A 19,354-nucleotide genomic window follows, 5' to 3' on the forward strand; every position below is an offset into this window, starting at 1 on the left:
TCGGAACTATTTTTGCATCATTACTCCATAATCACCAAAATATAAATTTATGAATACTAAAAGACTTTCCACAAAAATGGAAAAAGCACTTAGTGACCAGATGAATAAGGAAATTCATGCATCACACATTTTTTTATCTTACGGAATTTGGGCCGATGATAAAGGCTATCAGGGAATCGCCAATTTCCTTTACCGCCATTCTCAGGAAGAAAGAAACCATTCGATCAAATTCATGGAATATATTTTAAACCGGGGCGGAAAACCAAAAGTAAACGCTATTCCAGCTCCTCCGGCTGACCCTAAAACTCTTACAGCATGTTTCGATGGTGTTTTTAAACATGAAGTTGATAATACAACATCCATCTATAAAATTGTAGATCTTTCTATGGAAGAAAAAGACTGGGCAACCTGGAATTTTATGCAGTGGTTTGTACAGGAACAGATTGAAGAAGAAACATTAGCACAGAATTTAATTGATAAATTGAAAATTGCAGGTGGTGACAGAGCTACAGACGAATCTTTATTTACTTTAGATAAAACTTTACAGGAAGCACCCAATGATGTTCCGCTGGCTCAGAATGCTACCGGAACCAATCCATAAGTTAGCCGGTAAACCAATACCTTTTACAATCTGTCAGAATACTGACAGATTTTTTTATTATGAAACTCCCTCAAAAATCACTATCTTTGCACACTCGTAATTCAAGGTTCGGAGTTCAATGTTTAACGTTGCAGATACCTTGGGTTGCTTCTAAACCTTAAACTTTGAATTTTACAATATGAAATGTGGAATCGTAGGCTTACCGAATGTAGGTAAATCAACTCTTTTTAACTGTCTGAGCAACGCAAAAGCTCAATCAGCAAACTATCCTTTCTGTACCATTGAACCGAACCTTGGAACGGTTTCTGTGCCAGACCAAAGATTGTTTGAACTGGAGAAAATCGTAAAACCTGAGAAAGTTTTACCCGCTGTAGTTGAGATTGTTGATATTGCTGGTCTTGTAAAAGGAGCCAGTAAAGGAGAAGGATTGGGAAACCAGTTCTTAGCTAATATTCGTGAGTGCGAAGCGATCATTCATGTTTTAAGATGTTTTGATAATGGAAATATCATTCACGTTGAAGGTTCAGTAGACCCTTTAAGAGATAAAGAAATTATTGATATTGAGCTTCAATTGAAAGACCTTGAAACAGTAGGAAAAGCAGTTGAAAAAGCTAAGAAATTTATTAAGTCAGGGAAGAAAGAAGACCTTCTTACTTACGAAATACTTCAGAATTTACAGAAATTCCTTGAAGATGGTAAGAATGCAAGAGAATTTGCTACTGATGATTTCGCAAAATCAATTATCGCAGAGGTTCAGTTGCTAACCAACAAGCCGGTACTTTACGTTTGTAATGTAGATGAAAATTCTATCAAAAACGGAAATGATTGGATTGGTAAGATTGAAGAAATGGCGAAAGGTGAAGGTGCTGAAGTAGTCGTATTGGCTGCACAGATCGAAGCTGACATCAATGAGCTTGAAACATTTGAGGAAAGAGAAATCTTCCTTGAAGAATTAGGTCTTACAGAGCCGGGAGTAAACCGTTTGATCAGAAAAGCGTATGATCTTTTAAAACTTCAGACTTATTTTACTGCTGGAGTGAAAGAAGTAAGAGCTTGGACTATCGGACAAGGATGGACAGCTCCACAGGCTGCAGGAGTAATCCACACAGACTTCGAAAAAGGATTTATCCGTGCAGAAGTAATCAAGTATAATGATTATATCAATTTCGGTTCTGAAGTAAAAGTAAAAGAAGCCGGAAAACTTTCTGTAGAAGGTAAAGAATATATTGTACAGGATGGAGACATCATGCACTTTAGATTCAATGTATAAGAAAATATTAAAGTTCGTTTATAATAAAAAACGTTTCCATGAATTTGGGAGCGTTTTTTGCTTTTAGTGATGAATTCAAGTATAAGGATTTTAAGAAAGACAGTTTAGAAAATGAAAATCTTTACCCTGAATATATAGAACGTAGAGTAAGACTGATAAAAGATGCCTCCTATTTAATATTTCATTTTGGGAATTTTTCTGGCGTATTGCTATGCAACAGGTTGGCTTGATAAGTCGGATGGTAAAAAAAGATTTTCAGTAGCTGAAGATGGTAAATTTATACCAGAAGACAAGAATAAACAAACAGCTTATACAAGAGTCACAGATGTTGGAAGAACATATATTTCCAAATTATTTAAGGATAAGAAAAATCCTGAAAAATTTGATATTTATATATTGAGTAAAGGGCAGGAACTGTCTCATTCGTTACAATATAAAGATGGAAAATGGGGGCTGCCTAACGAGGATTAGCTTGGCTTTTATTTTTTAAACATATTATATAAAAAATGCTTCTTTTTTGAGAAGCATTTGTATTTATTGGATTGGAGGTTCTAAATCTGGCCAGCATGGTGGCTCTACGCAATTAAAAGATTTTTTTGTACATGTATTGGAGGTAGGCATACATACTTCACTTACTCCCGGGCGACATTGTTTTTCATAACATGACGGGTGAATTTGGGCACATCCACCACCACTGTGAGTACATATCATTACTCCGCCTGAGATAGTTTTTAACTGCTTTTTGGTAAGTTTTTTTCCCTTATTTAAACTTTGTTCTTTCATTGTTTTTTGAATTTCAAATGGTTTAGTTTTTTGTTGTACATAAAAAATCTGTAAAAGAAAGCACTTTCGAATATACGAAAGTGCTTGTCCTATGTTATATTATTAAATTTCAATACCAGGCTGACATTGTAGCTCTGCACAGGCAAAAGAAATTCTTTTACAAGTCAGATCAGGGAGCAGACACATTTCTTTTCCACCAGTAATGACTCTTAATTGTTTTTTATTCAATTTTTTTCCGTGGTTTAAATCTTGATTTTTCATAATGTTTGATTTTGGGTTTAGTTATTTATTCTGTAAATCTTAAGGCTGTGGTCTGCAAATTTTTTGAGCGCAACCAACTGAAATCTTAGTACAGTTTCTTACATCATCAGGTGGATATGTTTCACAAGGAAATTCTGTACATAGAATTGGCTCCATACAATCTAACATACCTCCCTTAATCGTTTTTAATTCTTTTTTGTTTAATTTTTTCCCGATTTGACTGATTTGATTTTTCATTAGTTTGATTTTTAATGGGTTAGTTGTAACGAAAGTAATGAAAATAATTGAAGTATATCACCATGTTTAGAAAAAATATGTAACTATTTAACTAATTAATTATAATATTAACAATTGAGCTTATGTTGAATTAGTAAATCCGTTGGACTTTTCAACACAATAAGAATGGACTTTTCAACACATTGATTCAGTGTTTTATTTTGGAAATTTGCCTTACTAATACTTCAGAAAGATGGAAAATAAAGAAACGGTTTTGGTAACAGGAGGTTCAGGTTTTATAGCCTGCTATTGTATGATTGCTCTGCTTAATAATGGGTATAAAGTAAGAGCTTCCCTTCGTTACCTTAATAAGTCGGAATTGGTAAAACAAATGTTGAAAGAAGGAGGAATCAAGTCTTTTGAAAACTTAACTTTTGCGGAAGCAGATTTAGAAAATGAATTAAGTTGGGAAAAAGCTATTGAAGGCTGTCAATACGTTATTCATACGGCTTCACCCACTTCTCATACCGATGCAAAAACAGAAGATGATTTTGTGATTCCGGCTAAAAACGGAGTGCTTTTTGTGTTGAGAGCAGCCCAAAAAGCAGGGGTAAAAAGAGTCGTGCTGACTTCAGCCTTTGGTGCTGTGAGTTACGGTACATTGAAAAATACGCCCTATACGGAAGAAGATTGGACGGTACTCAATGATACAGTAGCGCCTTATCAGCGTTCTAAAACCATTTCAGAAAGAGCTGCCTGGGATTTTATCCAAAATGAAGGAAATGGGATGGAACTAGCTGTAGTGAATCCCACGACTGTGATGGGACCGGTGTTATCAAATGATTATGCGCATTCTATTCAGATTATAAAACAAATGCTCAATGGAGAAATGAAAGGCTGCCCTAAACTGATTACAGGTTTTGTAGACGTACGGGATGTTGCAGATCTTCATCTTAAAGCATTACGTATGCCTGAAGCCAATGGTCAGCGCTTTATTGCTGTAGCAGGAGAAGCACTTTCTATGCTGGAAGTGGCAGCGGTTCTCAGAAGGAATTTAGGGAAAGTTGCAGATAAGGCTCCTACAAAAGAATTGTCTAATTGGATCATTCGATTGTTTGCTGTTTTTAATCCAAAATTAAAAATGATTGTTCCTCACCTGGGATTGGTAAAAAGAGCCAGTAGTGAAAAAGCAAAAAAATTATTAGGATGGAAGCCAAGAAAAGCGGAAGAAGCTATATTGGCTGCCGCAGAAAGTTTAATTAAATTTAATCAGATTTAAAAATGAAAGTCATTAGTAAGGTAATGTGGGCAAGACTAAAAGGAAGAACTGAAAACGCTTTGCTTAAACTTCCTTTTAAAGCAGTATATAATTTCCGTCCCGGATTCATGAGGCCCGTAAAAGGTCAGAAAAATGTTCGTTTTATTTACCGTATTTTTGATACACTTTCACCATTATGGTACTTGGCTTTCCCCAATTGGATCTGCAGGATGAATGAAGTAGGATTAGCTATGATTCACTGTGTTTCCAAAGGATATCCCCAATCTGTCTTGGAAGTGAAAGACATTAAAATATCAGGCCGATGAAAACATTCTTAAAACTGCTTAAAAGAACTATAATTGCTTTATTGTGTCTCATTCTGATAATGATCTTTATAGGTTGGTTTTATATGAAGAAGCCGCAATTTGGAGCATTACCCGAAGGAGAAAGATTAGAACAGGTCAAAAAATCACCCCATTATAAAGAAGGGAAATTCAGGAATCTGGAAGAAAAACCGACGATTACTGAAGGATACAGCATGCTAGGTGAAATATGGAGATCTCTGGCCAAAGAATATCCTCATACAGAACCCATTGATGCCATACCTTCCATAAAAACGGATCTGAAATCAATTCCTGCAAACGAAAATGCGATCGTATGGTTCGGACACTCTTCTTTCTTTTTACAGCTGGATGGAGTTAAAATTTTGGTAGATCCTGTTTTCAGTGGTAAGGCATCACCATTACCATGGGGAGTAACAGCTTACAAAGGAAGCGATATCTATACAACAGATGATATGCCAGAGATCGATTATATGCTGCTTTCACATGATCATTACGACCATCTGGATTATGAAACGGTACAAGCTTTACAACCCAAAGTAAAACATGTGGTTTGTGGACTGGGAGCAGGCGCACATTATGAAAGATGGGGCTATACAAAACAGCAGATTATTGAAAAAGATTGGGGTGATAAAGTACAGGTAAAGCCTGATTTTGCCATTTTTACTGAAAGTACTCATCATGACGGAGGGAGAGGCTTTAAAAGTTCACAAGCTTTATGGCTCTCATTTTTTATCCAGTCACCCGCTATGAATGTTTATTACAGTGGAGATGGAGGCTATAGCGGCCGTTTTAAGAAGATTGCTGAAAAATACCCTTCCATCGACTGGGCTATCATGGAATGCGGACAATACAATAAAGCATGGCAGTCGGTGCATGAGCTTCCTGAAGAAGTAGCGCTGGCAGCCACAGAATTGAAAGCAAAAAATATGCTTCCCGTTCACCATTCCAAATTTACACTGGCAAGACATCCATGGAATGAGCCTTTAGAGCGTATTTCAGCACTCTCACAGTCAAAATCTTACCGCTTTGCCACCCCTATGATTGGTGAAAAGGTAAAGCTGAATGACAGCACACAACAATTTAAGCAATGGTGGAAAAATATAAAATAATGCACAATGAAAATAACTGAGATAAAGTCCTGTTTTGTTGGTCCTACAATTTCGCCGGAACAATTTATAGCTGAACATTTCTTTTTATTTCTGGCAAAAGGAACTATGAACGGTTATGATGGCAATAAACATTATGTGCTAAAGCCTGGTGACAGTTGCATTGTACGTAAAAACCATCTGGCCCGTTATAATAAGCAGAAATATAATAACGAATTTGAAAAAGTCATTTTTATTTTTGATGAACCATTTTTAATAGACTTTCATAAAAAGCACAGCATGTCTTTTCAGAATCATCAGTCAAAAGATGCTTTTATTCCTATAAAAAAAGACACTTTGATTAATAGTTTTTTGCTTTCATTAGAACCTTATTACACAGATTCCGGGCAGATAAACAATGCTTTTTCAGACGTAAAGAGAGAAGAATTATTACTCATCCTATTGGAGCTGCATCCGGAATTGTCCGATATACTCTTTGATTTTGGCGTTCCGGGAAGATTAGACCTTGAAGAATTTATGCAGAAAAATTATAAGTTTAATGTTAATTTAGAAAGCTTCGCCTATCTTACAGGACGCAGCTTATCTGCTTTTAAAAGAGATTTTAAGAAAATATTTGATGAAACACCCAACCGCTGGTTAATCAAAAGACGCTTACAGGAAGCAAAATTTCTGATTGAAGAAAAAAAACAAAGACCCTCAGACATTTATATTGACCTTGGATTTGAAGATCTATCACACTTTTCATTTGCATTTAAAAAAGAATTTGGAGTGTTGGCAAGTAATCTTTAATACATTCAAAGCTGACTGTTTCATAAGTTTGTATATTTGAATTTTACAAATCATCTGCGATGGAAAAAATAGCACATACTTCACTCGAAGACTTTTATAAAGAGATGGCCGCCAAATTAGGCAAAGATCTGGAAAGTATTTTTCCAAAGGGACTTCATAAAGATATTGGGCACTTTAATGTATTTGATATTGCCCAGACGATTGAAAAGGTAAAAACAACTTCCGAAATGCCTTATAACAGAAGGAAATACTATAAGATAAGCTTTATAAGAGGGAGAAACAGAGCAGAATATGCAGACAAAGTAATTTCAATCAAGCAAAACGCCTTATTATTTGCTACTCCTAAAGTTCCCTATCATTGGGTGCCTGAAGATCCGGACCAGTCAGGAAGTTTCTGTGTGTTTACAGAAGACTTTTTCATTAAAGATAAATCCTACTATAACCTCGAAGATCTCCCTATTTTTCAGCCTGGCGGAGTACCTGTCTTTGAAATTGATAATGAACTTGCAGAAGAGATTGAAAACCTTTTTAAAAAAATAAAAAAAGAGATTGATTCAGACTATGTTTTTAAATATGATCTGATCAGAAACTATGTTCTGGAACTGATTCACTATGGGCAGAAACTACAGCCGGCATCTAAGATATCGGCTTCAAATGATGCTTCCATGAGGGTTGTTTCTTTATTTATAGAGCTGTTGGAAAGACAGTTTCCTATTGAATCCTGGGAACAGAGATTACAGTTGAAAACGGCAAAAGATTATGCAGACAGACTCGCTGTGCATGTCAATTATCTGAATAAAAGATTAAAAGAAAGTACCGGAAAAACCACGACGGAATTTATTTCTGACCGTATTACTCAGGAAGCCAAAATCTTGTTAAAACAGACGAGATGGAACGTCTCGGAAATATCCTATGCTCTAGGTTTTGAAGAAATAGCCCATTTTTCCAATTTCTTTAAAAGAAAAACCACGTTTACCCCATTAGAATTTCGTTCCTGATTTGAATTTTGCAAATTTCAGATTGATTCAAGCAAACACTTCACTCTGAAAATACCCCAACTTTGTACCATCAAAATAATCAAAATACAATGAACACAAAAACAAATATCGCACTGGTGACCGGAGGAAGCCGTGGATTGGGAAAAAACTCAGCGCTTAAGATTGCTCAAAAAGGACTTGATGTTATCATTACGTACAGAAGCAACAAAGAAGAAGCGGAGGTTGTTGTTAATGAAATTAAATCAATGGGAAGGAGTGCTGCCGCCTTTCAACTGGATACCAAAGACATGAAAAGCTTTGATGCTTTTGTGAAAAATGTTACGGATCACTTACAGGAAAATACAGGAAGCACGCATATCGACTATCTTGTCAATAATGCAGGAACAGCTTTGTATTCACCGATTACAGAAGTGACAGAAGAACAGCTGGATGATGTGGTGGATATCCATTTCAAGGGAGTCTTTTTCCTGACTCAGAAATTATTGCCATTTATCAATGATGGAGGAGGAATTATTAATGTGTCTTCAGGACTGGCAAGGTTTGCAACACCCGGATCTTCTATTTATGGATCAATAAAGGCTGGTGTAGAAATGCTTACGAAATATATGGCCAAAGAATTAGGATCAAGAAAGATCAAAGCAAACGTAGTTGCTCCGGGCGCTATTGAAACAGATTTTGGGGGTGGAAGAGTGAGAGACAATGAAGAGATCAATGCAATGGTAGCAGGGGCTACAGCTCTTGGAAGAGTAGGTCTTCCTGATGATATCGGTGGAGTAGTAGCTTTCCTGTGTACGGAAGATGCCAGATGGATCAATGGGCAGAGAATTGAAGTTTCAGGAGGAATGTTTTTATAAGACTTGATGTTCTGAGATTAATCTTAATTACAATACAATCGGCTGGCTCATTTTTGAGCCAGCCGATTGTATTATTTACTGTTTCTTGATGAAGAGTAGACTTTTGATGCTCATTCAATCTACGCATCTGGTTCAAGAGGTTCCGGTAGCTGGCATTCCGCTTCTCTACAACCAGGGCCGATATATACACAATATCCCGAAGAATTGGTACATCTTACATTCCCAAAACCTCCATTGACTGTATTTAATTCCTTCCTTGTTAATTTTTTTCTTTTGATCTCTTTTTTCATGGTTTTATTATTTAATAAGTTGATTATTATAAATATATGAAAAATTACAATATATAAATCACTTATTAAAGAGAAAAGTCATTTATTGTTTCAGCCCATAATAAATAAAAATCTGCAAGAGAATAAAATATACAATATCCTTTGAAAGATAGATTTCCCGCTGCATTCTTAAAAAAGAGTACAGTTGAGACATACACATCATTTTAGGAAAGTACAATTTTATCGAAGATAAAATCTTCGCACCTTAAAATATCTGGCTTATAAAAATTTCTTTACGTCTTAGCGTTTACCAACAAAACCATAAAAATCACGATTAAACACGCGATAAATTCTCAATAGCCCTTTCTAAGGTTTCCTGCTTCTTGGCAAAGCACAATCTGATCACATTTTCATTCAGTTTATTTTTATAAAACGAAGAGAAAGGAACACTCGCAACTTTATGATTAATAGTAAGTTCTGAGGCAAAGTCAAAATCATTTTTATCCGATATCTTGCCATATTTTACAGCCTGAAAATACGTTCCTTCACAATCCAGAAGTTCAAAAGAAGTTCCTTCAAGACCTTTTCTCAGGAAATCTCTTTTTTCCTGGAAAAACTGATTCAGGTGGGTATAATGCTCTTCATTCTTCATATATTCTGCCAATGCAAGCTGAATAGGAGTATTTACACAAAAAACATTGAACTGATGTACCTTTCTGAATTCGTCCGTTAGGATTTTAGGAGCAGCACAATAGCCAACCTTCCAACCGGTAACGTGGAAAAGTTTCCCGAATGAGGCAACAAGAAAACTTCTTTCTTTAAGCTCAGGATATTTACAGATGCTTAGATGCTGTTTTCCATCAAAAACAATATTTTCATACACTTCATCACTTAAAATAAGAATGGAAGTTCCTTTTACCAGTTGAATAAGCTCCTGGATATCATTTTCTTTAAGGATTTTCCCCGATGGGTTGTTGGGATTATTAAGAATGATCATTCGGGTTTTGTCGCTGACAAGATTTTTTACAGCAGCCCAATCGATTTCATACTCCGGAGCTTTCATTTCAAAACGTTTTACAATCCCTCCGAAAAGCTCTACAGTAGGTTCATAACAATCATAAGCAGGTTCAAAAATAATCACTTCATCATCTTTCTTGATAAAAGAAGCAATAGCGGTGAAAATAGCCTGAGTTCCGCCTGCTGTAACGGTTATCTCAGAATCAGGATGGTAGACTGCTTGGTGGCTGTTCTCAATTTTTCTTGCAATTTCTTCCTTTAGACCGATCATTCCTCCCAGTGGAGCATATTGATTGAAGCCTTTTTTAATAAAATGATCTACATAATTCAGCAATTCCGGATCAGGCATAAAGTCCGGAAAGCCCTGAGACAGATTGATCGCCTCATTTTCATTGGCAAGTTGAGTCATCTGACTGAAAATGGTCGTTCCTACATTGGAAAGTTTTGATAAAGGAAGTTGTATCATAAAAACAGTTTTGTTGATCGAATTTAATGAAATATTTAAAACAGTCTGAACATTATGAGAATAAAATATTGGTTGGGAGCGAAAAAATAAAATTTCTATAAGATGCAATAGGTAACGAAAATTTTGAGAGTTAAAAATAGACTCTGATTACTTTTGTACTGTGAACAAATTTGATTGGGTTAAAACTCTATGACTGCTCTCTTGACAAAACGATAAAAGTTAGGAAAAAATGATTTTTAAAATTCGGATAATTTTGGACAATTTTGTACTTTTGTATGTTTGCTGAAATCATATATGTCACAAGAAATAAATCCAACCTACTCCGAAGATAATATCAGAACCCTCGATTGGCAGGAACACATCCGTCTGCGCCCCGGTATGTACATCGGGAAGCTCGGTGATGGTTCTTCCGCTGATGATGGTATTTATATCCTGCTAAAAGAAATCCTGGACAACTCTATTGATGAGTTTAGAATGAGATCCGGGAAAAGAATTGAAATAAAGCTGGACGACGGCAAAGTTACTATCCGTGACTTTGGACGTGGAATCCCGTTGGGAAAAGTCGTAGATGCTGTTTCCAAAATGAATACCGGTGGTAAGTACGACAGTAAAGCGTTTAAAAAATCTGTAGGATTGAACGGGGTCGGTAGCAAAGCGGTGAATGCTCTTTCAGACTACTTCAGAGTGCGTTCTTTCCGTGACGGAAAAATGAAAGCGGCTGAATTCTCCCGTGGAGTGATCACTGAAAACTTTGAAGAAAAAGAAACTTCAGACAGAAATGGTACTGAAATCTCCTTTGTTCCTGATGGAGATATCTTCCTGCACTTCAAATACAGAAAAGAGTATATCGAAAGAATGCTCCGCAATTATGCCTATCTGAATCCGGGACTTAAAATTCTTTTCAACGGAGAAACGTATTATTCTGAAAACGGTCTTAAAGACTTGTTGGAAGAAGAATTGGAGAGTGATATCCTTTATCCGATCATTCATTTAAAGGATGAAGATATTGAGGTCGCGATTACCCATTCTGACAAATCACAGACAGAAACCTACTTCTCATTCGTTAACGGACAGAATACCACCCAAGGGGGAACACACCTTAATGCATTCCGTGAAGCGTATGTAAAAACGATTCGTGAGTTCTTCAATAAAAGTTTTGATGCTTCCGATATCAGGAAGTCTATCATCGCAGCCATCTCGATCAATGTAGAAGAACCGATTTTCGAATCCCAGACCAAAACAAAATTAGGATCTAATGATATAGGACCGAATGGACCTACGGTAAGAATATTTATCATAGATTTCCTTAAAAGTAAACTGGATAATTTCCTACATAAGAATCCAGATATTGTAGAAGCGATCCAAAGAAAGATATTGATTTCCGAGAGAGAAAGAAAAGAGCTTTCCGGAATCCAGAAACTGGCGAGAGAAAGAGCAAAGAAAGTTTCTCTTCACAATAAAAAACTTCGTGACTGCAGACAGCACTATAATGATCAGAAAGCCGAGAGAAAAGGAGATTCTCAGATCTTCATTACCGAAGGGGATTCTGCATCAGGATCTATCACAAAATCCAGAGATGTAGAAACACAGGCTGTATTCTCGCTCAAAGGTAAACCACTGAACTGCTATGGTCTTACCAAGAAAGTGGTATATGAAAATGAGGAATTTAACCTTCTTCAGGCGGCTTTGAATATTGAAGAAAGCCTAGAAGATCTTAGATATAATCAGGTAATCATTGCTACCGATGCCGATGTCGATGGGATGCACATCCGTTTGCTGATGATTACGTTCTTTCTGCAGTTCTTCCCGGATCTGATAAAAAACGGACACCTTTATATCCTTCAGACTCCGTTATTCAGAGTGAGAAATAAAAAAGAAACAAGATATTGCTATACAGAAGCTGAAAGAGTAAAAGCATTGAATGAGCTGGGGAAAAATCCTGAAATCACACGATTTAAAGGATTAGGAGAGATTTCTCCGGACGAATTCAAGCACTTCATCGGTAAAGATATCAGATTAGAACCTGTGGTAATAGGAAAAGACCAGACTATAGAACAACTTCTGGAGTTTTATATGGGGAAAAATACTCCGGACAGACAGGTTTTTATTCTTGAAAACCTAGTGGTGGAGGATGATACTGATATTGATAAAAAAGTAATTCCGGATGAAGTAGGAAATTAAAAAAGCTTAAAAATCAAAAAAATGGTCGTTAAAAGCCATAGAGAGACTGAAAAAACACAGGTTTGGATGAAGTAGGAAATTATAAAACTTACACACCAAAAAAATCAAAATGAGACTAAGTAACCGTAATAAAGTATCAGTTTATAACTCTTTGAGTACCCTGCTTTTGATGATGACGATGTTTGGATTAATCGTATTTGCAGCCAATAAATACAGATTTAATGCATTGGGTAAAGAAAGTTATTTATTGGTTATTGTTCCCGTTCTGCTGCTGATTATCTTTTATATTTGCGGACGACAAATTTTTGAATATGACAGCGATGGAGAAGCGCTTAACTTTAAAAACAGGAATATTATTCCTTTTTTAGACAAGCCTCTTCACGATGAATTTCCGAAATATAAGTTGATAAAATATGATGTGGTTCGTATTTTCTTTGTCAAAAGATTATACGTTACAGTTTCAAGTAAGAATAATGGTTCTACCATACTTAAGTACCAGATTTCTTATTTGACAAAAAAAGAAGTAAACGATTTAAAAATCTCTCTGAATAAAGTAGTGAAAGCTAATAAAGAGAAAAAAGATTAACAAAACAGATGACGACAGAAGAATATTCGCATGAGGGTGAAAGCTTAAAGAAAGTTTCCGGTTTATACAAAGACTGGTTCCTGGACTATGCTTCCTATGTAATTTTGGATAGAGCTATCCCTTCGGTGTATGACGGTTTAAAACCCGTTCAGCGAAGAATCATGCACTCTATGCGGGAACTGGAAGATGGCCGTTATAATAAAGTGGCCAATATTGTGGGAAATACAATGAAGTATCACCCCCATGGAGATGCTTCCATTACTGATGCTATGGTGCAAGTCGGGCAGAAAGAATTACTGATAGATACCCAGGGAAACTGGGGAAATATCTATACAGGAGACTCTGCTGCTGCTGCAAGATATATCGAAGCAAGGCTGACTCCTTTTGCCCTGGAAGTAGTTTTTAATCCTAAAACTACAGAATGGACAAAGTCTTATGACGGAAGAAATAATGAACCTATCGATCTACCGGTAAAATTTCCTTTGCTTCTTACACAGGGAGTAGAAGGTATTGGGGTAGGGCTTTCCACTAAAATACTTCCCCATAATTTCAATGAGCTTATCAATGCATCTGTAGCACATCTGAAAGGAAAGAATTTCGAAGTGTATCCGGACTTTTTAACAGCCGGTTATCTGGATGTTTCCGAATATAATGACGGCCACAGAGGAGGAAAAGTAAGAGCAAGAGCAAGAATTACCCAGACAGATAAACATACATTGGTTATTTCTGAGCTTCCTTACTCAAAAACAACAACCGATCTTATTGACTCTATTTTGAAGGCCAATGAGAAAGGAAAGATCAAGATCAAAAAGATTGAGGATAATACTTCAGATAAGGTAGAAATCCTGATCCATATTCATAATGATGTTTCACCGGATAAGACCATTGATGCTCTGTATGCATTCACGGACTGTCAGGTGACAATCTCTCCGAATGCCTGCGTGATCGTAGGTGACAAACCCATGTTCATGAATGTTTCTGACATTCTGAAAATGAATACGGAGCATACGGTGTCATTGCTGAAGAAAGAACTTGAAATTGAACTTCACGAACTTCAGGAAAGCTGGCATTTCTCTTCATTAGAAAGAATTTTCATAGAAAACAGGATCTATCACGATATTGAAGAGGTAGAAACCTGGGAAGATGTCATAAAAACAATCGATGCAGGATTAAAACCTCATACCAAGCATCTTTTAAGAGCTGTTACAGAAGAAGATATTTTAAAGCTTACAGAGATCAGAATCAAGAGAATTTCAAGATTCGATTTAGATAAATTTAAAGAAAATATCGCAGCATTGGAAGGTAAAATAGAGCAGGTGAAACACCATCTTGCCAATCTGATTGCCTATGCCATTGATTATTATTTGAATATTCAGAAAAAATACGGAAAAGACAAGCAGAGAAAAACAGAGCTTAGAATCTTTGATACGATTGATGCTACAAAAGTAGCCGTAGCCAATGAAAAATTCTATGTGAATTTTGAAGAAGGCTTTATCGGAACATCACTTAAAAAAGACCAGTATCTGTTTGACTGTTCTGATATTGATGATATCATTATTTTCAGAAAAGACGGTAGCATGAAGGTGGTAAAAGTAGAAGCTAAAACTTTTGTCGGAAAAGATATTCTGCATGTTGCCATATGGAAGAAAAATGATAAGAGAACAGTCTATAATATGATCTACCGCGAAGGCAGGGAAGGTCCTTATTATATGAAGCGTTTCTCCGTAACAGGAGTTACCCGAAATACAGACTATCCGCTGGCATCAGACAAAAAAGGTTCAGAAACACTTTATTTTTCGGCCAATCCTAATGGAGAAGCAGAAACAGTGACTGTTCTTTTAAAACCAAACCCTAGAATCAGGAAGAATAAAATGGAGATCAGTTTTTCTGACCTTGCCATCAAAGGACGTGATTCCAAAGGAAATCTGGTGACAAAATATGCAGTAAAGAAAGTAGATATGAAAGAAGAAGGAGTTTCTACTCTGGCACCTAGAAAGATCTGGTTTGATGATACGGTAAGAAGATTGAATGCAGATGTAAGAGGAACGTTACTGGGAAGCTTCAAAGGAGATGACAGAATTCTGACGATCAATACCAACGGAGAAGTAAAGCTGGTATCTTTTGACTTGGGTAACCGTTTTGATGACGAATATCTGATCCTGGAAAAATGGAGACCTGCGCAGCCGATTACCTGTATTTATTATGATGGAGAGAAAGATATTTACTTTATCAAGAGATTCTTACTGGAAAACACCGTAAACGTACAGACTTTCATGCCGTCTGAACACCCTAAATCATTCATTGAAAACATTATCGTTGCCAATGATGCAACCGCTGAAATTATTTTTGCGAAAGATAAAGGAAAAGACCGTGACTCTGAAACCATAAATATCGACGAATTTATAACCGTAAAAGGAATAAAAGCAATCGGTAACCAGTTTACGAAATTTAAAGTAAAGGCAATCAATATTACCATTCCTGAACCGGTAGAAGAGGAGCCTGAAGTGTACGAAGATCGGGAACCAACCGGAGATATGGATGAAGATGGAGGAATTATAGGGGACCTGTTCAACGGTGACGGGAATAATGAAAATGAATAGACCATAGATGTCTGTTCAGGTATAACATAAAAAATATAAGATGAGTATAGTCGTTTTAATTATCATTGCAATCACATGTATCTTTAGTTACATGGGGCTCAATAATACAGCATTATTTGAAAAATATAAATTCAATGTCGGAGCGATTACGAACCGTAAAGAATATATAAGGCTTATCAGTTCTGCATTTTTGCATGCAGACTTTATGCATTTATTCTTTAATATGCTTTCTCTGTATTTTTTCCAGGGAGTCGTTGTTAACTTCTTTGGTGAAGTAGGGTTTTTGATTCTCTATTTTGGATCAATGATTCTGGGGAATTTATTCAGCTTACAGATTTATAAAAAACAACCCTGGTATTCTGCTATCGGAGCATCAGGAGCCGTTTCAGGAATCATTTTTGCGTCCATTGCGATGGCTCCGAATGAGATCAGTGTCAACTTTTTACCGGGATGGTTATTTGGAACTATCTATTTCGGATACTCTGTATACATGATGCTGAATCCTAAGCAATGGGATAACCTGGGGCATGCAGCTCACCTTGGAGGGGCATTTTTCGGACTTGTTTATTCTATTGCAATGCATCCGCAGCTAGCCATGAGTAATATCCTTTTCTTAGGAATCATGTCACTTCCCTTAATTTATTTAGGATATGAAATATTTGTAAGGAAACGAATAGGATAAAAGACTATTTTTAATTAAAATATCAAAACCAATGAACACATCAGAGTTAAACAGTTTCATCGTGATACTTATCTATGGTTCATTGGTTTTGCTTTCTCTACTAAAGCTGGCCAATCCTTTAAGGGTGAACCGAAAAGCCAATTTCTGGTTTGGAATATTTCTTTTTCTATGGTCTACCTTCTGGCTGGATGAGGTTTTATTTCTGATCACAGGCTCAACCGTGGAATTCCATTCTCTGTTTTTTGTGAGATGTATTCAGTTTTTTACCCCTATTGTTTTTTATTTCAGTGTCCTGTTTTATACCAATCCCGCTTTTACTTTTAAAACTAAAGACTTCAAGTTTTTATTACTGCCTGCAGCTTTCGTTCTGTGCCTTATATTGGTAAGATGGGGATATGAAACTCCGTTTGAATATCTGAGTGTTATTTTGATCCTGATTCAAGCCTTATTTTATACAGGTCTTTCTTATATTACCATCAGAAAACACCAGCGGAAGATCCAGCAGTTTTCGTCCAATACAGAAGGAATTAATCTGAATTGGCTGGAATATATTATCCTGGTCCTTCTTATTGTCAATATTATCTATGTGATTTATAATCTGTTCTATGACCCAAAATCACTGAATTTCTTTATCAATACCGTTTTCCTTTTCGTTATTTATTGTGTAGGATATTATTCTCTGAAGCAGAAGGAAATTTATCCTTTAGAAGAAAAACAAATAGAGGAGCTGATCTCTATGAATGAAGATTCAGATCCTGAAGAAGTAAAAAGAAAACTGATTTCTGATGATGAATTATTAAAAATTAAATCTTCGCTTGAAAACATCATGGAAACCCAGAAACCTTACCTTGAAAGCGAATTGAATCTTATCAAACTTGCAGAAATCCTGTCGGTTTCTACCCATCATCTTTCTTACGTTATCAATACAGGTTTTGGAAAGAATTTCTTCCAATATGTGAATGAATTCAGGGTAGATTATGCTAAACAACTTCTGAAAGAACCCAACAGTAAATTATCCATTCTGGGAATTGCCTATGAATCAGGATTCAATTCCAAAACCTCTTTTAATACAACTTTTAAAAAAGTAACCGGACAAACCCCTTCTGAGTTCAAAAAATAAGTTCCGGTTTATAAAGTTTTACTTTTTAATTTTTATAAATGATTGATTTTTAACGAATTGATTGTTTTGTTTTTCTTATTTAAAAATTAGTTCGTTCAGATAATCTGGAACATTCAAACCGGTCTATCCCTGTAGCTTTGTACCGTAAAATTTAAACTTATGGATACCAAAGAATCATATGCCGTCGTTACAGGAGCAAGCCAGGGACTTGGTAAAGCATTCGCCGAAAATCTGGCAAAGAAAAATATCAATGTTGTTCTTGTAAGCCTTCCGAATCAGAATCTGAAAGAACTTTCTCAGGAACTGGAAGAACAACATCATATAAAAGCCCCTTATTACGAAACAGATCTTTCCGTTAATGAGAACGTCATGAAACTCACAGAATGGATCAACCACTCCTTTGATATTCATATCCTGATCAATAACGCCGGGCTTGGCGGGACTAAGAAATTTACAGAAGCCTCTTCGGATTATATCAATACCATTCTGCAGGTGAATGTAGCTGCAACTTCACTCATCACCCACCAGCTTCTTCCGAACCTTTTAAGACAGCCCAAAGCTTATATTTTAAATGTTTCAAGCATGGCAGCCTTTTCTCCGATAGGTTTTAAAACGGTATATCCTGCGACCAAAACCTTTATCCATTCATTTTCAAGAGGACTGCATGAAGAATTGAAAGATACTAATGTTTTTGTAAGCGTTGTAAATCCCGGCGCTATGAAAACCAATGTGGATGTCTGTAAAAGAATTGAAAAACAAGGTTTTATAGGAAGATTAACCCTTTTGAATCCTGATAAAGTAGCTTCCTACTGCATTCGTCAATTATTCAAAAAAGATTCCGTAATTATGGTGAATCCAATCAGCTGGCTTGTGATGAAAATTTTACCGATATGGATCAAACTTCCGTTGATGACCCAGGCTATAAAAAGAGAAATTGAAGCATGAAAAAAATTTGTGTAACCGGAGCTACAGGTCTTCTGGGAACTAATGTTATTATAAAATTACTACAAAATGGTTATTCTGTTATTGCTCTGGTGCGCAAGAAAAGCACATGGCTGGGCGAAGAAAACGAGAATCTGAAGCTGGTGGAAGCAGATCTTTCATCCGATCTTTCATCATTGCTTATAGATATTGATTGTATCATCCATATTGCGGCAGAAACACGGCAAGATCTCATCAGGTATGATGAATATAGGAAAGTAAATTATGAGGCTGTTGTGAACCTGTTTACTCAAGCAGAATCAATGAAGGTGAAAAAGTTTTTGTTGGTGAGTACAGCCAATACTTTAGGATATGGGAATACAGCATTCTGGGGGAGTGAAAAAGCACCCCAGCTTTATCCTTTTACCCGTTCATTATATGCTCAAAGCAAACGGGAAGCCGAAGACTATCTTTTAAGTAGCCGTAAAAATACAGAAGTCATCATTGTAAATCCCACTTTTATGATCGGAGCTTATGATAGCAAGCCGAGTTCCGGGAAAATTATCTTTTGGGCCTGGAAAAAGAAACTGGTTTTCTATCCAAAAGGAGGAAAGAACTTTGTGCATGTAGAAGATGCTGCCCACGGAATAGTGAATGCTATTGAAAAGGGGAGAAATGCTGAAAAATATCTTTTAGCCAATGAAAACTTAAGTTATAAAGACTTTTTTAAGAAAATAAACAGGATTACACACCAAAAACCGATAATGCTACCCATTCCGAATACGGTTTTGAACTTCCTTGGATTGATTGGTGACGGGCTGAGAAAATTAAACATAAAAACAAACCTCAGTAGCTCCAATATGAAAGCCCTGCAGATTTGTAACTATTATAACAATCAGAAATCGGTAGAGGAGCTTGGGATCCGGTATCAACCTGTCAATAAAGCTATAGAAGAGGCCATCCAATATTTTACTAAAAATAATAAACAGTGATTTTCACTCTGTCAATAATAAAAAAGCCAGCTTTTTGACT

At 36.2% G+C, this 19,354-nt stretch carries 20 protein-coding genes; 16 read left to right on the forward strand and 4 right to left on the reverse strand.

The features are described 5' to 3' along the window. Nucleotides 1-49: 49 nt before the first annotated feature. The 3 genes from C1634_RS12940 (at nt 50) to C1634_RS12950 (ending at nt 2,342) form a co-directional block, all read left to right on the forward strand. Nucleotides 50-601 carry a ferritin gene (locus C1634_RS12940; protein WP_103232725.1) on the forward strand — a complete coding sequence of 184 codons (552 nt, stop codon included), beginning with the start codon at nt 50-52 and terminating at the stop codon, nt 599-601. Nucleotides 602-779: 178 nt separating this feature from the next. Beyond that, nucleotides 780-1,871, forward strand: a complete 1,092-nt coding sequence (ychF, locus tag C1634_RS12945) for a redox-regulated ATPase YchF (RefSeq protein ID WP_103232724.1) — start codon at nt 780-782, stop codon at nt 1,869-1,871. 186 nt (nt 1,872-2,057) lie between these two features. After that, nucleotides 2,058-2,342, forward strand: coding sequence for a hypothetical protein (locus C1634_RS12950; protein WP_103232723.1), 285 nt, complete (start codon nt 2,058-2,060; stop codon nt 2,340-2,342). A 414-nt stretch (nt 2,343-2,756) separates the two neighbouring features. On the opposite strand, the gene C1634_RS26020 is transcribed toward C1634_RS12950, so the two are convergent. Next, the gene (locus tag C1634_RS26020) at nt 2,757-2,915 is read right to left on the reverse strand and encodes a hypothetical protein (protein ID WP_165835326.1); all 159 of its coding nucleotides are present in this window, start codon (nt 2,913-2,915) and stop codon (nt 2,757-2,759) included. Nucleotides 2,916-2,954: 39 nt separating this feature from the next. Next, nucleotides 2,955-3,152, reverse strand: coding sequence for a bacteriocin (locus C1634_RS12960; protein ID WP_103232721.1), 198 nt, complete (start codon nt 3,150-3,152; stop codon nt 2,955-2,957). Between the two features lie 232 nt (nt 3,153-3,384). Here C1634_RS12960 and C1634_RS12965 point away from each other — a divergent pair, with 232 nt between their 5' ends. The 6 genes from C1634_RS12965 to C1634_RS12990 all read left to right on the forward strand — a co-directional run bounded on the left by C1634_RS12965 (nt 3,385) and on the right by C1634_RS12990 (nt 8,480). After that, a complete protein-coding gene (locus tag C1634_RS12965; RefSeq protein ID WP_109738542.1) occupies nt 3,385-4,410 on the forward strand; it encodes an SDR family oxidoreductase in 1,026 nt (341 codons plus the stop codon). 2 nt (nt 4,411-4,412) lie between these two features. Continuing rightward, complete coding sequence (locus C1634_RS12970) at nt 4,413-4,715, forward strand: Rossmann-fold NAD(P)-binding domain-containing protein (RefSeq protein WP_123921445.1); 303 nt, start codon at nt 4,413-4,415, stop codon at nt 4,713-4,715. Next, nucleotides 4,712-5,842 carry an MBL fold metallo-hydrolase gene (locus C1634_RS12975; protein WP_103232718.1) on the forward strand — a complete coding sequence of 377 codons (1,131 nt, stop codon included), beginning with the start codon at nt 4,712-4,714 and terminating at the stop codon, nt 5,840-5,842. The genes C1634_RS12970 and C1634_RS12975 overlap by 4 nt, the downstream gene beginning before the upstream one ends. A gap of 6 nt (nt 5,843-5,848) precedes the next feature. After that, nucleotides 5,849-6,628, forward strand: a complete 780-nt coding sequence (locus C1634_RS12980; RefSeq protein WP_103232717.1) for a helix-turn-helix domain-containing protein — start codon at nt 5,849-5,851, stop codon at nt 6,626-6,628. A 59-nt stretch (nt 6,629-6,687) separates the two neighbouring features. Further along, complete coding sequence (locus C1634_RS12985; RefSeq protein ID WP_109738544.1) at nt 6,688-7,626, forward strand: helix-turn-helix domain-containing protein; 939 nt, start codon at nt 6,688-6,690, stop codon at nt 7,624-7,626. Between the two features lie 89 nt (nt 7,627-7,715). Then, on the forward strand, nt 7,716-8,480 hold the full coding sequence (locus tag C1634_RS12990; RefSeq protein WP_109738545.1) for an SDR family NAD(P)-dependent oxidoreductase: 765 nt from the start codon (nt 7,716-7,718) through the stop codon (nt 8,478-8,480). Nucleotides 8,481-8,599: 119 nt separating this feature from the next. Here C1634_RS12990 and C1634_RS26025 read toward each other — a convergent pair whose 3' ends face one another. Both C1634_RS26025 and C1634_RS12995 read right to left on the reverse strand, forming a co-directional pair. After that, nucleotides 8,600-8,770 (reverse strand): hypothetical protein, encoded by a 171-nt coding sequence (locus C1634_RS26025; protein ID WP_153816322.1) that lies wholly within the window; start codon nt 8,768-8,770, stop codon nt 8,600-8,602. A gap of 313 nt (nt 8,771-9,083) precedes the next feature. Beyond that, nucleotides 9,084-10,232, reverse strand: a complete 1,149-nt coding sequence (locus tag C1634_RS12995; protein WP_109738546.1) for a methionine aminotransferase — start codon at nt 10,230-10,232, stop codon at nt 9,084-9,086. Between the two features lie 294 nt (nt 10,233-10,526). Here C1634_RS12995 and C1634_RS13000 point away from each other — a divergent pair, with 294 nt between their 5' ends. The 7 genes from C1634_RS13000 (at nt 10,527) to C1634_RS13030 (ending at nt 19,314) form a co-directional block, all read left to right on the forward strand. Beyond that, a complete protein-coding gene (locus tag C1634_RS13000; protein WP_109738547.1) occupies nt 10,527-12,413 on the forward strand; it encodes a DNA topoisomerase IV subunit B in 1,887 nt (628 codons plus the stop codon). A gap of 109 nt (nt 12,414-12,522) precedes the next feature. Next, nucleotides 12,523-12,999, forward strand: a complete 477-nt coding sequence (locus C1634_RS13005) for a hypothetical protein (RefSeq protein WP_228410069.1) — start codon at nt 12,523-12,525, stop codon at nt 12,997-12,999. 8 nt (nt 13,000-13,007) lie between these two features. Continuing rightward, the gene (locus C1634_RS13010) at nt 13,008-15,599 is read left to right on the forward strand and encodes a DNA gyrase/topoisomerase IV subunit A (protein ID WP_103233672.1); all 2,592 of its coding nucleotides are present in this window, start codon (nt 13,008-13,010) and stop codon (nt 15,597-15,599) included. A 40-nt stretch (nt 15,600-15,639) separates the two neighbouring features. After that, nucleotides 15,640-16,281, forward strand: coding sequence for a rhomboid family intramembrane serine protease (locus tag C1634_RS13015; protein ID WP_103233673.1), 642 nt, complete (start codon nt 15,640-15,642; stop codon nt 16,279-16,281). A gap of 31 nt (nt 16,282-16,312) precedes the next feature. Next, nucleotides 16,313-17,401, forward strand: coding sequence for a helix-turn-helix domain-containing protein (locus C1634_RS13020; protein WP_109738548.1), 1,089 nt, complete (start codon nt 16,313-16,315; stop codon nt 17,399-17,401). Nucleotides 17,402-17,560: 159 nt separating this feature from the next. After that, nucleotides 17,561-18,346 carry an SDR family NAD(P)-dependent oxidoreductase gene (locus C1634_RS13025; protein ID WP_103233675.1) on the forward strand — a complete coding sequence of 262 codons (786 nt, stop codon included), beginning with the start codon at nt 17,561-17,563 and terminating at the stop codon, nt 18,344-18,346. Further along, entirely contained in the window at nt 18,343-19,314 is a 972-nt protein-coding gene (locus tag C1634_RS13030) for an NAD-dependent epimerase/dehydratase family protein (protein ID WP_103233676.1), read from the forward strand. The genes C1634_RS13025 and C1634_RS13030 overlap by 4 nt, the downstream gene beginning before the upstream one ends. Nucleotides 19,315-19,354 lie beyond the last annotated feature (40 nt).

Source organism: Chryseobacterium viscerum, from assembly GCF_002899945.2.
Classification (GTDB): domain Bacteria; phylum Bacteroidota; class Bacteroidia; order Flavobacteriales; family Weeksellaceae; genus Chryseobacterium; species Chryseobacterium viscerum.